Source organism: Franconibacter pulveris (genome assembly GCF_056780215.1).
The window spans coordinates 3,566,742-3,584,326 of record NZ_CM165555.1; the positions used below are offsets into that span (position 1 = coordinate 3,566,742).

The 17,585-nt window shown below is 58.2% G+C and carries 15 protein-coding genes; 3 read left to right on the forward strand and 12 right to left on the reverse strand.

Annotation, left to right across the window (positions count from 1 at the left end; translation table 11 throughout):
• Nucleotides 1-514: 514 nt before the first annotated feature.
• Nucleotides 515-4,402 (reverse strand): phosphoribosylformylglycinamidine synthase, encoded by a 3,888-nt coding sequence (gene purL / locus ACU4F7_RS16835; protein WP_481637394.1) that lies wholly within the window; start codon nt 4,400-4,402, stop codon nt 515-517.
• A gap of 268 nt (nt 4,403-4,670) precedes the next feature.
• Between purL and mltF the strand changes: the two genes are divergently transcribed.
• Nucleotides 4,671-6,254 carry a membrane-bound lytic murein transglycosylase MltF gene (mltF, locus tag ACU4F7_RS16840; RefSeq protein WP_029593625.1) on the forward strand — a complete coding sequence of 528 codons (1,584 nt, stop codon included), beginning with the start codon at nt 4,671-4,673 and terminating at the stop codon, nt 6,252-6,254.
• Here the strand turns inward: mltF and tadA are convergent.
• The 4 genes from tadA to murQ form a co-directional block, all read right to left on the reverse strand.
• Nucleotides 6,145-6,648 (reverse strand): tRNA adenosine(34) deaminase TadA, encoded by a 504-nt coding sequence (gene tadA / locus ACU4F7_RS16845; protein WP_071809287.1) that lies wholly within the window; start codon nt 6,646-6,648, stop codon nt 6,145-6,147. The two genes, mltF and tadA, sit on opposite strands and share 110 nt — an antisense overlap.
• Before the next feature lie 65 nt (nt 6,649-6,713).
• Complete coding sequence (gene yfhb / locus ACU4F7_RS16850; protein WP_029593626.1) at nt 6,714-7,349, reverse strand: phosphatidylglycerophosphatase C; 636 nt, start codon at nt 7,347-7,349, stop codon at nt 6,714-6,716.
• A 3-nt stretch (nt 7,350-7,352) separates the two neighbouring features.
• Entirely contained in the window at nt 7,353-8,720 is a 1,368-nt protein-coding gene (locus ACU4F7_RS16855; RefSeq protein ID WP_481637395.1) for a PTS transporter subunit EIIC, read from the reverse strand.
• Nucleotides 8,721-8,733: 13 nt separating this feature from the next.
• Complete coding sequence (murQ, locus tag ACU4F7_RS16860) at nt 8,734-9,627, reverse strand: N-acetylmuramic acid 6-phosphate etherase (protein ID WP_029593628.1); 894 nt, start codon at nt 9,625-9,627, stop codon at nt 8,734-8,736.
• A 120-nt stretch (nt 9,628-9,747) separates the two neighbouring features.
• Between murQ and ACU4F7_RS16865 the strand changes: the two genes are divergently transcribed.
• Together ACU4F7_RS16865 and ACU4F7_RS16870 are read left to right on the forward strand one after the other, a co-directional pair.
• On the forward strand, nt 9,748-10,596 hold the full coding sequence (locus tag ACU4F7_RS16865) for a MurR/RpiR family transcriptional regulator (RefSeq protein ID WP_029593629.1): 849 nt from the start codon (nt 9,748-9,750) through the stop codon (nt 10,594-10,596).
• 56 nt (nt 10,597-10,652) lie between these two features.
• Entirely contained in the window at nt 10,653-10,913 is a 261-nt protein-coding gene (locus ACU4F7_RS16870) for a YfhL family 4Fe-4S dicluster ferredoxin (RefSeq protein ID WP_029593630.1), read from the forward strand.
• Here ACU4F7_RS16870 and acpS read toward each other — a convergent pair.
• The 7 genes from acpS to lepA form a co-directional block, all read right to left on the reverse strand.
• Nucleotides 10,910-11,290 (reverse strand): holo-ACP synthase, encoded by a 381-nt coding sequence (acpS, locus tag ACU4F7_RS16875; RefSeq protein ID WP_024558779.1) that lies wholly within the window; start codon nt 11,288-11,290, stop codon nt 10,910-10,912. The two genes, ACU4F7_RS16870 and acpS, sit on opposite strands and share 4 nt — an antisense overlap.
• Nucleotides 11,290-12,021 (reverse strand): pyridoxine 5'-phosphate synthase, encoded by a 732-nt coding sequence (gene pdxJ, locus ACU4F7_RS16880; RefSeq protein ID WP_481637396.1) that lies wholly within the window; start codon nt 12,019-12,021, stop codon nt 11,290-11,292. The genes acpS and pdxJ overlap by 1 nt, the downstream gene beginning before the upstream one ends.
• Before the next feature lie 74 nt (nt 12,022-12,095).
• Entirely contained in the window at nt 12,096-12,833 is a 738-nt protein-coding gene (gene recO / locus ACU4F7_RS16885; protein ID WP_029593632.1) for a DNA repair protein RecO, read from the reverse strand.
• 9 nt (nt 12,834-12,842) lie between these two features.
• A complete protein-coding gene (gene era, locus ACU4F7_RS16890; RefSeq protein ID WP_024558782.1) occupies nt 12,843-13,748 on the reverse strand; it encodes a GTPase Era in 906 nt (301 codons plus the stop codon).
• Nucleotides 13,745-14,425 carry a ribonuclease III gene (gene rnc, locus ACU4F7_RS16895; protein ID WP_024558783.1) on the reverse strand — a complete coding sequence of 227 codons (681 nt, stop codon included), beginning with the start codon at nt 14,423-14,425 and terminating at the stop codon, nt 13,745-13,747. Before rnc ends, era begins: the two co-directional genes overlap by 4 nt.
• A 171-nt stretch (nt 14,426-14,596) precedes the next feature.
• The gene (gene lepB, locus ACU4F7_RS16900) at nt 14,597-15,571 is read right to left on the reverse strand and encodes a signal peptidase I (RefSeq protein ID WP_024558784.1); all 975 of its coding nucleotides are present in this window, start codon (nt 15,569-15,571) and stop codon (nt 14,597-14,599) included.
• A 14-nt stretch (nt 15,572-15,585) separates the two neighbouring features.
• Nucleotides 15,586-17,385: a translation elongation factor 4 gene (gene lepA / locus ACU4F7_RS16905; RefSeq protein ID WP_029593633.1), complete on the reverse strand. Its 1,800-nt coding sequence runs from the start codon at nt 17,383-17,385 to the stop codon at nt 15,586-15,588.
• Nucleotides 17,386-17,585 lie beyond the last annotated feature (200 nt).

Here is a 17,585-nt window from a genome sequence, read left to right on the forward strand (position 1 = left end):
TGAAAGGGCGGCAGAAACAACAAAGGCAGGGTAATTACCCTGCCTTTGTTCTGGAATGAGGCGGTGCCTTACTCAACGTTTCGCCCTGGGCCTGAAATAGCAGCGCTATGATCAGAAGTTGGACGGCAGGCACCTGTATGTGCGTCATTCGAAGTTTATGTAGCGCTCGCTTTGAGAAAACCAAAGGGGCTGACATAAGAAGGTGAATGAGCCACTGGGCCATATTATGCATCCATCGTGCCAACACAACCAGTAAAAAAATAACCATCTGTAATTAAAGCGTTTTTAATTTATGAAGCTGCTCTCAAATCTCATACTTTTTTCGTAGAGGTGTCTCCTTAAGGAGACAGTATATAAGCGATAGTTTTATACCTTTATTTATCAATTAATTAAATGTCTCCAATTGGAGACACTCACTCATGGCTCTTGTTGCCGATTACCGACACTTTTCTTTGCCGCCGCGAACCCATAAAAAAAGGGTCTCCGAAGAGACCCTTTTTCTGACCGTCCAGGCTTAGCCAAGCTGCTTGCGCGCGTTGCGGAAGATACGCATCCACGGGCTGTCTTCACCCCAGTAAGTCGGGTGCCAGGAGTTCGCCACCGTACGGAAAACGCGCTCCGGGTGCGGCATCATGATGGTCACACGGCCGCTTTCGCTGGTCACGGCCGTGATGCCGTTCGGCGAGCCGTTCGGGTTTGCCGGGTAGTTCTCGGTCACCGCGCCGAAGTTATCGATGTAGCGCAGCGCCACCAGCCCTTTGCTTTCAAGCTGGGCGAGGTGCGCTTCGTTACGCACCTCCACACGGCCTTCGCCATGAGAGACGGCGATTGGCATATGCGAGCCCACCATGCCGTCAAGCAGCAGCGACGGACTGGCGGCCACCTCCACCAGGCTAAAGCGCGCTTCAAAGCGATCTGAAGCGTTGCGCACAAAGCGTGGCCACAGTTCGCTGCCCGGGATCAGCTCACGCAGATTGGACATCATCTGACAGCCGTTGCACACGCCCAACGCCAGCGTCTGCGGACGGTGGAAGAAGGTTTCAAACTCGTCGCGCACGCGCTCGTTGAAGAGGATGGACTTCGCCCAGCCTTCGCCCGCGCCAAGCACGTCGCCGTAAGAGAAGCCGCCGCACGCCACCAGCGCCTGGAAATCGTCCAGACCGCGACGGCCCGCCAGCAGGTCGCTCATGTGCACGTCAATGGCGTCAAAGCCTGCGCGATGGAACGCCGCCGCCATCTCGACGTGGGAGTTAACGCCCTGCTCGCGCAGCACCGCCACTTTCGGACGCGCACCCGTCGCGATGAAAGGCGCGGCGACATCGGCGGCGATATCAAACGTCAACTTCACGTTAAGACCCGGATCGCTGTCGTTGGCTTTCGCTTCGTGCTCCTGGTCAGCGCAGGCCGGGTTGTCGCGCAGGCGCTGCATCTGCCAGGTCGTTTCCGCCCACCACATGCGAAGCGTCGTGCGGCTTTCGCTGAAGACGGTGCTGCTGCCTGATGTCAGCGTGAAGCGATCGCCCGCCACCGCTTTGCCCAGATAATGCACGCAGTCGCCAAGACCGTGATCGTGAAGCACGCGCTCAACCTGCTCGCGATCGTCCGCCGCCACCTGGATAACCGCGCCCAGTTCTTCGTTAAAGAGCGCCGCCAGACGATCGTCGCCAAGCGAAGCGATATCCGCTTCAACGCCGCAGTGCCCGGCAAAGGCCATTTCCGCAAGCGTCACCAGCAGACCGCCGTCGGAGCGGTCGTGATAGGCGAGCAGGCGACGCTGCGCCACCAGCGCCTGAATGGCGTCATAGAAGCCTTTGAGCTGCGCTACGTCGCGCACGTCAGCAGGCTTGTCGCCAAGCTGGCGGTAAACCTGCGCCAGCGCAGTGGCGCCGAGCGTGTTTTCGCCTTTGCCGAGATCGATAAGCAGCAAGGCGTTATCGGTGGTGCAGAGCTGCGGCGTAACGGTGCGGCGTACATCTTCCACGCGGGCAAACGCCGTGATAACCAGCGAGAGCGGCGACGTCATTTCACGCTGCTCGTTGCCCTGCTGCCAGCGGGTTTTCATCGACATGGAGTCTTTGCCCACCGGAATGGTCAGACCGAGCTGCGGGCAGAGCTCTTCGCCCACCGCTTTCACCGCTTCATACAGGCCTGCGTCTTCACCGGGGTGCCCCGCTGCCGCCATCCAGTTCGCAGACAGTTTTACGCGCTTGATGTCGCCGATTTGCGTGGCGGCGATGTTAGTCAACGCTTCGCCGACCGCAAGACGCGCGGAAGCGGCGAAATCGAGCAGCGCCACCGGCGCGCGCTCGCCCATCGCCATCGCTTCGCCGTAGTAGCTGTCGAGGCTTGCGGTAGTTACCGCGCAGTTGGCCACCGGCACCTGCCACGGGCCGACCATCTGGTCGCGCGCCACCATGCCGGTCACGGTGCGGTCGCCGATGGTGACGAGGAACGTTTTTTCCGCCACGGTCGGCAAATGCAGCACGCGCTTCACCGCCTCTTCAAGCGTGATATCGCCGCGATCCAGCGCTTCGCCTTTCGCCTGCATGCGCTCAACGTTGCGGGTCATTTTCGGCGTCTTGCCCAGCAGCACGTCGAGCGGCATATCGATAGGCTGGTTGTCGAAGTGACGGTCGTTCAGCGTCAGATGCAGCTCCTCGGTCGCTTCACCAATCACTGCGTAAGGGGCGCGTTCACGACGGCAGAGTTCGTCAAACAGCGCGAGCTGCTCCGGCGCCACCGCCAGCACGTAACGCTCCTGGGATTCGTTACACCAGACTTCCAGCGGGCTCATGCCCGGCTCGTCGTTTAAAATGTCGCGCAGCTCGAAACGACCGCCGCGACCGCCGTCGCTCACCAGTTCCGGCATGGCGTTGGAAAGACCGCCCGCGCCGACATCGTGAATAAAGAGAATGGGGTTAGCGTCGCCAAGCTGCCAGCAACGGTCAATCACCTCCTGGCAACGACGCTCCATTTCCGGGTTGTCGCGCTGCACGGAGGCGAAATCGAGGTCAGCGTCCGACTGGCCGGAAGCCATCGACGACGCCGCGCCGCCGCCAAGGCCGATGTTCATCGCCGGGCCGCCGAGCACAATTAGCTTCGCGCCAGGCGGAATTTCGCCTTTTTTTACGTGCTCGCCGCGGATGTTGCCAATGCCGCCCGCCAGCATGATCGGCTTATGATAGCCGCGCAGCTCTTCGCCGTTGTGGCTGGTCACTCTCTCTTCATAGGTGCGGAAGTAGCCGTTGAGCGCAGGACGGCCGAATTCATTGTTGAACGCCGCGCCGCCAAGCGGCCCTTCGGTCATGATGTCGAGGGCGTTAACAATACGATCCGGCTTGCCGAAATCTTCTTCCCACGGCTGTTCAAAGCCCGGGATGCGCAGGTTAGAAACTGAGAAGCCCACCAGCCCCGCTTTCGGCTTCGCGCCGCGCCCGGTGGCGCCTTCGTCACGGATTTCGCCGCCGGAGCCGGTCGCCGCGCCCGGCCACGGAGAGATAGCGGTCGGGTGGTTGTGGGTTTCCACCTTCATCAGGATATGCGCTTTTTCCTGATGATAGTCATAACGGCCTTTGTCGTGGTCGGCAAAGAAACGTCCCACCGCAGACCCTTCCATCACCGCCGCGTTGTCTTTATAGGCGGAGAGCACGAATTCCGGCGTCTTCTCGAAGGTGTTTTTAATCATTTTGAACAGCGACTTCGGCTGCTGCTCGCCATCAATCACCCAGTCGGCGTTGAAGATTTTGTGACGGCAGTGCTCGGAGTTGGCCTGGGCGAACATATAGAGTTCGATATCGTTCGGGTTGCGCCCAAGTTTTGTGAAAGCGTCAAACAGGTAATCAATCTCATCTTCCGCCAGCGCGAGGCCCAGCCGCAGGTTGGCTTCCACCAGCGCGCCGCGCCCCTGGGCCAGCAGGTCGACGCTCTGTACCGGCGCCGGTTCGTGGTGAGAAAAGAGCGCCTGCGCCGCTTCCAGCGAGTCGAAGACGGTTTCCATCATGCGATCGTGCAGCTCGTCGGCGACGGCCTGCCACTGCGTGGCGGTTAAGCCAGAAGCGTCAACATACCAGGCCACGCCGCGCTCCAGGCGTTTTACCTGGTCCAGCGCGCAGTTGTGCGCGATATCGGTCGCTTTAGAAGACCAGGGGGAGATGGTGCCCGGGCGCGGCGTCACCAGCATCAGGCGGCCCGTCGGGGCATGGCTGCTGAGGCTCGGGCCATATTGCAACAACCGCTCAAGGCGGGCGCGCTCTTCGGCGCCAAGCGGGGCGTCGAGGTCAGCAAAATGGACATACTCGGCGTAAATGTCGCTTACCGGAAGGTGTGCATCTTTGAAACGAGCCAGCAGTTTGTTAATACGAAATGCCGACAGAGCGGGCGAACCACGCAGAATTTCCATCATCAAGTCTCTCGTCTTCGAAGCGCCAGTGGGCACTTCAGTGGGCGCAAGGGGGAAAACGGGCGTCATTATAGAGAATCCCCGGCCCCGACGAAACCGTTTGCGTAGAAATAAAATCAGGCTTTTTTCCCATTGATTGCCCTGCCGTATCGCTCTAATTAGTTGCTATACATCGCTTTGTTACGCAAAATGCCGCTCAGTGTTCACCCCTTATAAGCGGTTTAATAACGATATTTTGCTGAGATCTGAGGCTGCGCAGAGAATTAACTAATTGAAAAAATTAAAGATTAATTATCTGCTCATCGGCATCGTTACTTTGCTGCTGGCAGTGGCGTTATGGCCATCCATCCCCTGGTTCGGTAAAACCGACAATCGCATCGCAGCGATTCAGTCGCGCGGCGTGCTGCGCGTAAGCACCGTTGTCACCCCACTGACCTACAATCGCCAGGACGATAAAGTCTGGGGTCTGGATTACGAGCTTGCCAGCGCGTTCGCCGATTACCTGGGCGTGAAGCTTCAGGTTACCGTGCGCCAGAACATCAACCAGCTGTTCGACGACCTCGACAGCCAGCGCGCCGACATTCTTGCCGCCGGCCTGGTCTCCAACAGCCAGCGCAGCCAGAACTATCAGGCGGGCCCAACCTATTACTCCGTATCTCAACAGCTGGTTTACCGCATGGGTAAACCTCGCCCGCGCACGCTGGCGGGTTTGACCGAAGCGCAGCTGACGCTTGCGCCCGGCCACGTGGCGGCGGACGACCTGCTCAACCTGAAAGCGAAAAAATACCCGGATCTGAACTGGAAAGTGGACGACAAGCGCAACAGCGGCGAGCTTTTACAGCAGGTTGCGCAAGGTAATCTTGATTACACCATCGCCGATTCGGTCGCCATCAGCCTGTTCCAGCGCGTACATCCGCAACTCGCCGTCGCGCTCGACATCACCGACGAGCAGCCGGTGACCTGGTTTAGCCAGCGCAGCAGCGATAACTCCCTTTCCGCCGCGCTGCTCGATTTCTTTAACCGCATTAACGAAGACGGCACGCTGGCGCGTCTTGAAGAGAAATACCTCGGCCACGGCGAAGGGTTTGACTATGTTGATACCCGCACTTTCCTGCGCGCTATAGACAATATTCTGCCGGAGCTGCAGCCGCTGTTTGAAAAATATTCGGGCGAAATTGACTGGCGGCTGCTGGCGGCTATTTCGTGGCAGGAGTCGCACTGGGATACCCAGGCGACCTCACCGACCGGCGTGCGCGGGCTGATGATGCTCACCCGCAACACCGCCCAGAGCCTGGGGCTGACCGACCGGCTGGATGCGGAGCAGAGCATCAGCGGCGGCGCGCGTTACTTGCAGGAGATGATGGCGAAAGTGCCGCAGAGCGTGCCGGAGGAGGAGCGGATTTGGTTTGCGCTTACCGCGTATAACATCGGCTACGCCCATATGCTGGACGCCCGGGCGCTGACGGCGAAGCAGAAAGGCAACCCCGATAGCTGGGCCGATGTGAAGCAGCGTTTGCCGCTGCTGAGCCAGAAGCCATGGTACAGCAAAACCACTTACGGTTACGCGCGCGGCCATGAGGCTTACGCCTACGTGGAGAATATCCGTAAGTACCAGATTAGCCTGATGGGCTATTTGCAGGAGAAGGAGAAGCAGGCGGCGAAAGCGCAGGCAGAGGCGAAGTCGCAAGCCGAAGCGGAGCTGTCGACAATGCAGGCCTCCCTCGCCGCCACGCCGCTATCCTCTTTCATTCCGCTTTACGGGCAGCTTCCTTTAACGCCTTTTTTTCGAGGCGACGCTGGCGAAAAAAATCGCTCAGCAGAGCAGAGCATTCTGGTGCAAGCACCCCTTCAATAACCTGCACCTGGTGGTTCATGCCAGGGTGGCCTGTGACATCCATTAGCGAGCCTACCGCGCCGGTCTTGGCGTCGCGCGCGCCAAACACCAGCGTGCCGATGCGCCCATGCACCATCGCGCCCGCGCACATGACGCACGGCTCCAGCGTGACATAGAGCGTCGTCTCCAGCAGACGATAGTTCTGCAGCACCAGTCCGCCCTGGCGCAGCGCCATGATTTCGGCATGCGCGGTAGGGTCGTGACGACCAATCGGGCGGTTCCATCCCTCGCCAATCACCTGGTTATTGTGTACCAGCACAGCGCCTACCGGCACTTCGCCCTCTTCCCATGCGCGCTTTGCAAGCGTCAGGGCGTGGCGCATCCAGTATTCATGATTCAGTTCGCTGTCCGACACGGTGTTCTCCGGGGAAATAAGGCGGGCGGCATTATACACACCGTTTCCAGGTTGCAAAACGCGCCTTATTCCAGCTGCTGGAGCTGCCCCTGCGGGGTAACGCGCCAGCGGTGCTGGCAGAAGTAGAGCAGCGGGTTATCCTGCTTGCTGTCGCTGTAACCACTGTAAAGACGCAGCGGCGTGCCGATCTGCTGTTCCAGCTGCGCCACTTTCTCATGACCCAGGCAGCGCAGCGTCAGCACCCAGCCGCCGTAGCCACGCTTCATCTGGCTGGCGATGACGTTGACGCGCGGCAGCCAGGGGGTATCGAAATAGACCCGTTGCACAAGGGATTGCGGCGAGCCGGTAATCAGCCAGACATCGGCATCGGTGCTGGAGAGATAACCGGTGAGGCGCTCATGCACCACGGGAAAGGTGGTCACGTGGCCGCGAAACCAGGTCGCGAACTCCGCCTCCAGCTGTTTTAACCGCGCCTCGCTGTGGCCAAAGGTGCAGCCCCACAGCAGGAGGCTCATCGGCCAGCGAGCGGCGCGGCCTTTTATCAACAGCGCGCCGCCGATAACCGGCAAAAGAGGGATTACCAATAGCAGATTGAGCGGCTGACGACGCAGAAGATAGCGAAGAAAGGCGCCGAACATATCCTGCTGATGCAGCGTGCCGTCCAGATCGAAAAAAACTACCCGTCGCTCGTTACTGGTCAAACTCTACTCCTCTGGATCGTGAAAGCCCATCAGCCAGGTAAACAGGAAACCTGCGATTACCGCTACAAGATAGCCTAACAGATAGAGCATGACTTTTCCGGTCACGATAGTTAATGCCAGCGGCAAACCGGAGATGCCGAAAGTGATAACGGTCGCGACTTTGAAGTAGCTGATAAGCGCGCCGCCCACCGCGCCGCCGAGGCAGGCGGCGATAAACGGCTTGCCGAGCGGCAGCGTGACGCCAAAAATCAGCGGCTCGCCGATGCCGAGCAGCCCTACCGGCAACGCGCCCTTGATGACCTTTTTAAGCCGCGCGTTGCGGGTTTTTAACAGCACGGCGATGGCCGCGCCTATCTGTCCGACACCCGCCATCGCAAGGATGGGAAAAAGCGCGTTATAGCCGTGCGCCTGCACCAGCTCGACGTGGATAGGCACCAGCCCCTGATGCAGCCCCGTCAGCACCAGCGGCAAAAAGCTTCCCGCCAGCACCGCCCCTACCAGCAAACCGCCTTTGTCGATGGCGAGCGACGCGCCATGGGCGATGGATTCTGAAATCCAGCCGCCGAGCGGCTGCAGCGCCACGATAGCCAGCGTGCCGGTGACCAGCGTGGTGATAAGCGGGTTGAGGATAAGCTCCAGCGAACCTGGCAGCCAGGCGCGCAGCCGCTTTTCAATCCAGCACATCAGCGCCACCACCAACAGCACGGCGATAACGCCGCCCCGCCCCGGCTGCAGCGCTTCGCCGAACAGCGTTATCTGCGCCAGTTGCGGGCTGGAGAGGATGCCAGCCATCACGCCGCCCATCGCCACCGACCCGCCAAACACCTTCGCGGTGTTCACCCCCACCAGAATATTCATGATGGCGAACACCGCGCTGCCGAAAATGGCCAGCAGTCCCAGCAAATTAGGGTAGTGGGTGGCGAAATCGCCCACGATATCGGGGCGTTTCAGGATGTTAATAATGCCGGTAATCAGCCCGGAGGCGATAAAAGCGGGAATCAGCGGAATAAAAACGTTGGCGAGCTTGCGTAGCGCATCGCTCATCGGCGCCTTGTAACGCGCTTTCGCCTGCGCCCGGTTACGCTCGACATCATCAAACGCGGCGCTGGACGTATCGGCGCCGGCTATTTGCGCGCGCATCGCATCAACAATCTGCGCGGCGCGGCCCGGGCCGACAATCAATTGATGCTGCTCTCCCTGCTTCACATAGCCGCTGAGGCCGGGCAACGCTTTCAGCCGGGCGATATCCAGTTTCTCCTCGTCCTGCACTTCCATGCGCACCCGCGTCATACAATTTTCCAGCCGCAGGATATTATTCTGTCCGCCTACGCCCAGCAGAATATCGCTGGCAAGCGACGCCGTTTTTTCCATCGCCCTTCCCTCGCTATTGTTGTAACGCCGCCCGCAGAAAACCGTTATGCGCCGCCAGACGCGCTTCGGCGGCAGGCGCATCCAGACCAGTCAGCACCATCAGGATCGCGGGTTTTACTTCATAGCCGGTCTGTTCCAGCACCGTCTGCGCCTCTTCGCGCGTAACGCCTGTCGCTTCCATCACCATGCGACAGGCGCGGTCCACCAGCTTTACGTTGGTCGCTTTCATATCCACCATCAGGTTCTGGTAAACCTTGCCGAATTTCACCATGGCGCCCGTCGAGATCATGTTCAGCACCAGCTTTTGCGCAGTGCCGGACTTAAGGCGCGTGGAGCCGGTAAGGACTTCTGGCCCCACGACGGGCGAAATCGCGATATCCGCCTCGCGGGCAATCGGCGACGCGGGGTTACAGGAAATCGCCACCGTTTTGCAGCCTGCGGCGCGCGCATATTGCAGGCCGCCAATAACATAAGGCGTACGTCCGGAAGCGGCGAGGCCCACGACCAGATCACGGGCGGTAAGGTTTAACGCTTTAAGATCCTCTTCGCCAAGCTGCGGGTCATCTTCCGCCCCTTCCACCGCTTTTAACAAAGCGCCCGGCCCGCCGGCAATCAGACCCACCACCAGGCCATGAGGCACACCGAACGTCGGCGGACACTCGGAGGCGTCCAGCACACCCAGCCGCCCGCTGGTGCCGGCGCCCATGTAGATAATGCGCCCGCCCGCTCTCAGGGCATCGGCGGCGGCATCCACCGCCTGCGCCACTTCCGGCAGCGTAGCTTTTACCGCCTGCGCCACCCGCGCGTCTTGCTCGTTAAAACGCGTAACCATTTCTAGCGTGGAGAGCGCGTCAAGATCCATGGTTTGTGGATTACGGCTTTCGGAAACCAGCGAGCCGAGATTCATATTGCACCTCTGAATATTTAATTCATAATGATTGCTCTATAATGGAATATAAAATTCAAACAGGCGAGTGAAATTCCCCGTCTCCTTAAAGCGGATCACACTCGCCTTCGGAGTGACCTGATGAACTGTCTTATATGCATCCGTCAGCGCTATCCGGGGCTTGCGCAGAGCGACCGCCGGCTGGCGGACTTTTTGCTGGCGCAGCCAGACCGCGCCCGCCATTTAAGTTCACAGCAATTAGCGGCCGAGGCGGGCGTCAGCCAGTCGAGCGTGGTGAAGTTCGCGCAAAAGCTGGGCTACAAAGGGTTCCCGGCGATGAAGCTCGCTATCAGCGAAGCGCTGGCGACCAGCCCCAACCCGCATTCGATTCCGGTGCATAACGAGATTCTCGGCGACGACCCGCTGCGGCTGGTGGGAGAAAAGCTGATTAAAGATAACGTGGCGGCCATGCACGCTTCGCTTGATATCAACACGGAAGAGAAGCTGCTGGCGAGCGTCACGCTGCTGCGCGACGCCCGACGTGTGCTGCTGACCGGCATTGGCGCCTCCGGGCTGGTGGCGAAGAATTTTTCCTGGAAGTTAATGAAGATTGGCCTTAACGCCGCCGCCGAGCAGGATATGCATGCGTTGCTCGCGAGCGTGCAGGCGCTGGAGGAAGGCGATTTACTGGTGGCTATCTCTTACTCCGGCACGCGGCGTGAAATCAACCTCGCCGCCGACGAAGCGCTGCGCGTGGGGGCGAAGGTGCTTGCCATCACTGGTTTTAGTCCGAACGCATTGCAGCAGCGCGCAACCCATTGCCTTTACACCATTGCCGAAGAGCAGGCGACGCGCAGCGCCGCTATCTCATCGACCTCTGCACAAATGATGCTTGCCGATTTACTGTTTATGGCGCTGGTGCAGCAGGATCTGGAAAAAGCGCCGGACCGCATTCGCCACAGCGAGGCGCTGGTGAAAAAACTGGTCTGAGCAGGGAATGGGCGTATAATGCCCGCCCTGTTTGTGTTGTTTCTGAGAATTTCCCGATGGCGCTGTTAATCACCAAAAAATGCATCAACTGTGACATGTGCGAGCCGGAGTGCCCGAATGAGGCGATTTCGATGGGAGATTCGATTTATGAAATTAACACCGACCGCTGCACCGAATGCGTGGGCCATTACGACACGCCGACCTGCCAGAAAGTGTGCCCGATCCCTAACACCATCATTAAAGATCCGGCGCACGTTGAGAACAATGAACAGCTGTGGGACAAGTTTGTCCTGCTGCATCACGCCGATAAGATTTAGCTTTCGATAATCACCGTCGCGCAGGCGTAGTGCCGCTCGTCGGCAAGCGTAACGTGCACTGACGTTACGCCCATCCTCTGCGCCAGCCGCTCCGCTTCATCCCATAATCTCAGCCTGGGTTTCCCTAATTCGTCGTTGAAAACCTCAAACTGGTTGAAGGCGAGCCCGTTGCGAATGCCGGTGCCAAATGCTTTCGCCGCCGCCTCTTTCACCGCAAAGCGTTTGGCGAGAAAACGCACCGGCTGCTGGTGGGCCTGATACTGCAACCACTCGTTGGCGCTAAGCACCCGCTTCGCCAGCCGGTCGCCGGAGCGGGAGATGACCGCTTCGATGCGCTCAATCTCCACGATATCGGTGCCAAGGCCAAGAATAGCCATCAGCGACGCGCTTCCAGCATCAGGCGCTTCATTTCCGCCACCGCCTCTTTCAGGCCGCTCATGACCGCGCGGCCGATAATCGCGTGACCAATGTTCAGCTCATGCATCTCCGGCAGCGCGCCGATAGCCTGCACGTTATGGTAGGTCAGGCCGTGCCCGGCGTTCACCTTCAACCCTTTGCTTGCGGCATAGGTAGCGGCTTTGGCGATGCGATCCAGCTCTTTCGCGCGGGTAGCGTCATCCTGCGCGTCGGCGTAGCAGCCGGTGTGGATTTCGATATAAGGCGCGCCGACGGCGACAGCGGCGTCGATTTGCTGGTTATCGGCATCAATAAAGAGCGAAACCAGAATGCCCGCGTCAGCGAGGCGCTTGCAGGCGTCGCGCATTTTATCAAGCTGCCCTGCCACATCCAGGCCGCCTTCGGTGGTCACTTCCTGGCGCTTTTCCGGCACCAGGCAGCAAAAATGAGGTTGGGTTTCGCAGGCGATGGCGATCATCTCTTCAGTGACAGCCATCTCAAGGTTCATGCGGGTGTGGAGAGTCTGGCGCAAAATACGCACGTCGCGGTCGGTAATATGGCGACGGTCTTCACGCAAATGAACGGTAATGCCATCCGCCCCCGCCTGCTCGGCGATAAAGGCCGCCTGAACCGGGTCCGGGTACGCCGTACCGCGGGCGTTACGCAGCGTGGCAATGTGATCGATATTAACGCCTAACAGCAGTTCAGCCATGACTATCCTCGTAAATCGGCAAAGTGTGCAGGCAGTTTACACCCGACAGCGAAAAGCTGGCTACGGCTGAGGGCTTAAGCCTTATCGGGCGGCGGCGTGAGTGGACGTTTTTTCGGCACAAACTGGCGAAACAGTTCGCGGCTTTTGAGCGGTTTGCCGCCAAGATAGGGCTTAAGCGCCATACGGGTAAAGCGTTTAGCGGCGCGCAGCGTGTCGGTATCCGCAAACTCGCGGCTGGCAAGGGCTTTGAGCTGCCGTCCGGTAAAGGTGTTGTGGTCGATAACCACGCTCGCAATGAAACCCTTCTCTTCGCGATAACGGTAGGTCATCTCGTCCGTCACTTCTTCGCCGGTTCCCGCGCAGTGCAGGTAATCAATGCCGTAGCCAAGATGGCCCAGCAGCGCCAGTTCAAAACGACGCAGCGCCGGTTCCGGGGAGCCTGAGGTGCCCGCCAGCGACTGAATGCAGTGAAGATAGTCAAAAAAGAGTTCGGAGAAGCGGGTTTCCGGCTCGAGCACGCGGGAGACGAGTTCGTTGACATAGAGACCGCTGTAAAGCGAAATGCCGGAAAGCGGCAGCGCGAGGGAAACAGCTTCGGCGCTGGTGAGGTTTTTCACCTCCCCTCGCCCGCTCCAGCGCACCAGCAGCGGGGTAAAGGGCTGAAGCGCGCCTTTTAGATTAGAGCGTTTGCGGCGCGCGCCTTTTGCGACGACGCGCACGCGGCCTGCCTCTTCGCTGAAGAGATCAAGCATCAGGCTGGTTTCGCTCCACGGGCGCGCGTGCAGCACAAAGGCGCGTTGCCAGCCTTCCATCAGCAGACCTTACAGGTCGTCTACATAACCGAGACTGCGCAGCGCGCGCTCGTCATCGGCCCAGCCCGATTTCACTTTCACCCACAGTTCAAGGTGAACAGGCGCTTCGAACATCTCCTGCATATCCTTACGCGCTTCAATGCCGATGGTTTTGATTTTGGCGCCTTTGTTGCCAATCACCATTTTCTTCTGCCCTTCGCGCTCCACCAGGATAAGGCCGTTGATGTCATAGCCGCCGCGCTCGTTGCTCTGGAAACGTTCGATTTCCACCGTCACCGAGTAAGGCAGTTCAGCGCCAAGAAAACGCATCAGCTTTTCACGGATGATTTCAGAGGCCATAAAGCGCTGCGAGCGGTCGGTAATGTAATCTTCCGGGAAATGGTGAATCGCCTGCGGCAGATGTTTGCGCACGATGCCAGCGATGGTGTCTACGTTCATGCCTGTTTCAGCAGAAATCGGCACAATGTCGAGAAAGTTCATCTGGCTTGCCAGGAACTGCAGATGCGGCAGCAGATCGGCTTTTTCTTGTACGTTGTCGACTTTATTCACCGCGAGAATAACCGGCGCTTTGCCGTCGCGCAGCTTGTTGAGCACCATTTCGTCGTCCGGCGTCCAGCGCGTGCCTTCAACCACGAAAATAATCAGTTCGACATCGCCGATTGAGCTGCTCGCCGCACGGTTCATCAACCGGTTGATGGCGCGCTTCTCTTCCATATGCAGACCCGGGGTATCAACATAGATAGCCTGGTACGGGCCTTCGGTATGGATGCCGACAATGCGGTGACGCGTGGTCTGCGCTTTGCGGGAGGTAATAGAGATTTTCTGCCCAAGCAACTTGTTCAGCAGGGTGGATTTGCCAACGTTCGGACGACCAACGATGGCGATAAATCCGCAATAGGTTTGTTCTTCGCTCATTCCAGCTCCAGTTTTTTCAGCGCCTGTTCGGCGGCAGCCTGCTCCGCCTTGCGGCGGCTGGAACCCGTGCCAACCACCGGTTCACTCAGGCCACTGACCTGGCAGTGGATAGTAAATTCTTGATCGTGGGCTTCACCACGCACCTGCACGACCAGATAAGAAGGCAGCGGCAGATGGCGCCCCTGCAAATATTCCTGCAGGCGGGTTTTCGGATCTTTTTGCTTATCGCCCGGGCTGATTTCGTCCAGACGCTTTTGATACCAGGAGAGAATAAGGCGCTCGACGGTCTGAATATCGCTGTCGAGAAAAACACCGCCAATCAGCGCTTCTACGGTATCGGCAAGAATCGATTCACGACGAAAACCGCCGCTTTTCAGCTCGCCCGGCCCAAGGCGCAAACATTCGCCCAGTTCAAATTCGCGAGCGATTTCCGCCAGCGTATTGCCGCGTACGAGCGTCGCACGCATGCGGCTCATATCGCCTTCATCTACGCGCGGAAAGCGATGATAGAGCGCATTCGCGATGACGAAACTCAAAATGGAGTCACCCAGGAACTCCAGACGCTCATTATGCTTGCTGCTGGCACTGCGGTGGGTTAACGCCTGCTGCAACAACTCCTGATGATGAAAAGTGTAGCCCAGCTTTCGCTGCAGCCGATTAATTACGATGGGGTTCATGCGATACCAATTAATGAATGCGTCAACAATGCAGCACAGGGAACAGGGCTGAAAAGGAATCAAAGCTGTTTCGTGTGCCGTGGCTCCCTTACGGGAGCCAACCTGAAAACTCGGGGGAATATTCTATACAGAACGACAGGGGATGTCGTTAGTCTGAATGGATTTAATTGATCAATGGATTCCGCCAATACGGCTCAGTCGAACGCCGGTTGGCCATTCGCCTTCCTGCTTCTCAAAACTCATCCAGATGGCGGTTGCTTTTCCGACCAGATTTTCTTCCGGCACAAAGCCCCAGTAACGGCTGTCGGCGCTGTTGTCGCGGTTGTCACCCATCATGAAATAGTGACCCGGCGGCACAATCCAGCTGCCTAACTGCTGGCCCGGCTGCTGAAAGTAAATACCCAGTTGATCCTGCGCGATAGGCACCATCAAAATGCGATGCGTCACGTCACCCAGCGTCTCTTTACGCTCAGTCAGACGAATGCCGCCTTCACGGCTTTCGTTTTTCGGCACGTTAAAGAAGCCGCTGCTGGCTTCCCCGCCGTTGCGACGCGAGAAAGTCTGCACAAAATCGCCTGGTTCCACATTGGAATAGGTGACTGGCAGCGCGCTGCCGCAAGCCTGGCCGGAACTGCAGTTCGGCTCGATAGTCACCTGCTTGGCGACCGGATCATAGCTGACTTTATCGCCCGGCAGCCCTACCACGCGTTTAATGTAATCCAGACGCGGATCTTCCGGATATTTAAAGACCGCGATATCCCCACGCTTCGGATGACCGGTTTCGATCAGCGTTTTTTGATAGATCGGATCTTTAATGCCGTAAGCGAATTTCTCCACCAGGATAAAATCGCCGATCAGCAGCGTCGGCATCATAGAGCCCGACGGGATCTGGAAAGGCTCGTAGATAAACGAGCGCACGATCAGCACGATCGCCAGCACCGGGAAGATGGACGCGCCTGTTTCCAGCCAGCCCGGTTTCGGGCCGACTTTTTTCAGCGTTTTGGTATCCAGCTCTCCGCCAGAGGCAGCCTGCGCCGCCGCCTGTCGTTCGCGGCGTTTTGGTGCGAAGACAAATTTATCCAGACACCACAAGATGCCCGTGCCCAGCGTGGCAATCACGAGGATCAGGGCAAACATATTCGCCATGCCAACTCCTTAGGTTATTTGCTGTCTTTACCAACATGCAGAATGGCGAGGAACGCTTCCTGCGGCAGTTCGACGTTGCCGACCTGCTTCATACGCTTCTTACCTTCTTTCTGTTTCTGCAACAGTTTCTTCTTACGGCTTACGTCACCGCCATAGCATTTTGCCAGAACGTTTTTACGCAGCTGTTTTACCGTGGAGCGAGCAATAATATGGTTGCCGATAGCCGCCTGAATCGCGATATCGAACTGCTGACGCGGAATCAACTCTTTCATCTTTTCCACCAGCTCGCGACCGCGGTACGGCGCGTTATCGTTGTGGGTGATGAGCGCCAGCGCATCGACGCGCTCGCCGTTGATAAGCACGTCCACACGCACCATGTTGGATGCCTGGAAGCGTTTGAAGTTATAGTCGAGCGACGCATAGCCGCGCGAGGTGGACTTCAGGCGGTCGAAGAAGTCGAGCACCACTTCCGCCATCGGAATTTCATACGTCAGCGCAACCTGATTGCCGTGGTAAACCATGTTGGTCTGCACGCCGCGTTTTTCCACGCACAGTGTAATGACGTTGCCGAGGTATTCCTGCGGCAGCAGCATATGACATTCAGCAATCGGCTCGCGCAGCTCGTTGATGTTATTCAACGGCGGAAGCTTGGACGGGCTGTCGACGTAAACCACTTCTTTGTTTGTCATCTCCACTTCATACACTACGGTCGGCGCCGTGGTGATGAGGTCGAGATCGTATTCACGCTCCAGACGCTCCTGGATAATCTCCATGTGCAGCAGGCCGAGGAAGCCGCAGCGGAAGCCGAAGCCCAGCGCGGTAGAACTTTCCGGCTCATAGAACAGGGAGGCGTCGTTCAGGCTCAGCTTGCCGAGCGCGTCGCGGAAAGCTTCGTAGTCGTCAGAGCTGACCGGGAACAGGCCCGCATAAACCTGCGGCTTCACTTTTTTGAAGCCCGGCAGCGCTTTATCCGCCGGGTTTCGCGCCTGCGTCAGGGTATCGCCTACCGGCGCGCCGAGAATGTCTTTGATGGCGCAAACCAGCCAACCTACTTCGCCGCATTTCAGTTCAGTACGATCAACCTGCTTCGGCGTGAAGATGCCCAGACGATCTGCGTTATAGGTCTGTCCGGTGCTCATGACTTTGATCTTGTCGCCTTTGCGCAGGGTACCGTTTTTAATACGCACCAGCGAGACCACGCCAAGGTAGTTATCGAACCAGGAGTCGATAATCAGCGCCTGCAGCGGCGCGTCCTGGTCGCCTTCCGGCGACGGGATGTCGCGCACCAGACGTTCCAGCACATCCTGAACGCCCACGCCGGTTTTCGCCGAGCAGCGCACGGCGTCGGTAGCGTCTATGCCGACGATATCTTCAATCTCTTCCGCTACGCGCTCAGGATCGGCCGCCGGCAGGTCGATTTTGTTGAGCACCGGCACAACTTCCAGATCCATTTCGATGGCGGTGTAGCAGTTAGCCAGCGTTTGCGCTTCCACGCCCTGACCGGCGTCCACCACCAGCAGCGCGCCTTCACACGCGGCCAGCGAGCGAGAGACTTCATAAGAAAAGTCGACATGGCCTGGGGTATCGATAAAGTTCAGCTGATAGGTCTCGCCATCAGAGGCTTTATAATCAAGCGTGACGCTTTGCGCTTTGATTGTAATGCCGCGTTCACGTTCGAGATCCATTGAATCAAGCACTTGCGCTTCCATTTCGCGGTCGGAGAGGCCACCGCAAATCTGGATAATACGGTCAGACAGCGTCGACTTACCGTGGTCAATGTGAGCTATGATGGAAAAGTTGCGTATGTTCTTCATATAGTGAGATTTTTGTGCCTTAAAAATGCTCTGGAGGCCTCGCGCAACGCGCTGTACTGAGCCTGATAATAGTGGCTGTCTTCTGCCTGAAACGCTGCATTCTACACTACAACCAGAAAGCGGGGAAATGCTCATCCTGCAAGCATAGTCGCAACTTAATGCTGCGATAAACCGAGCGGTAACAAAAAGAAAAGCCGGCG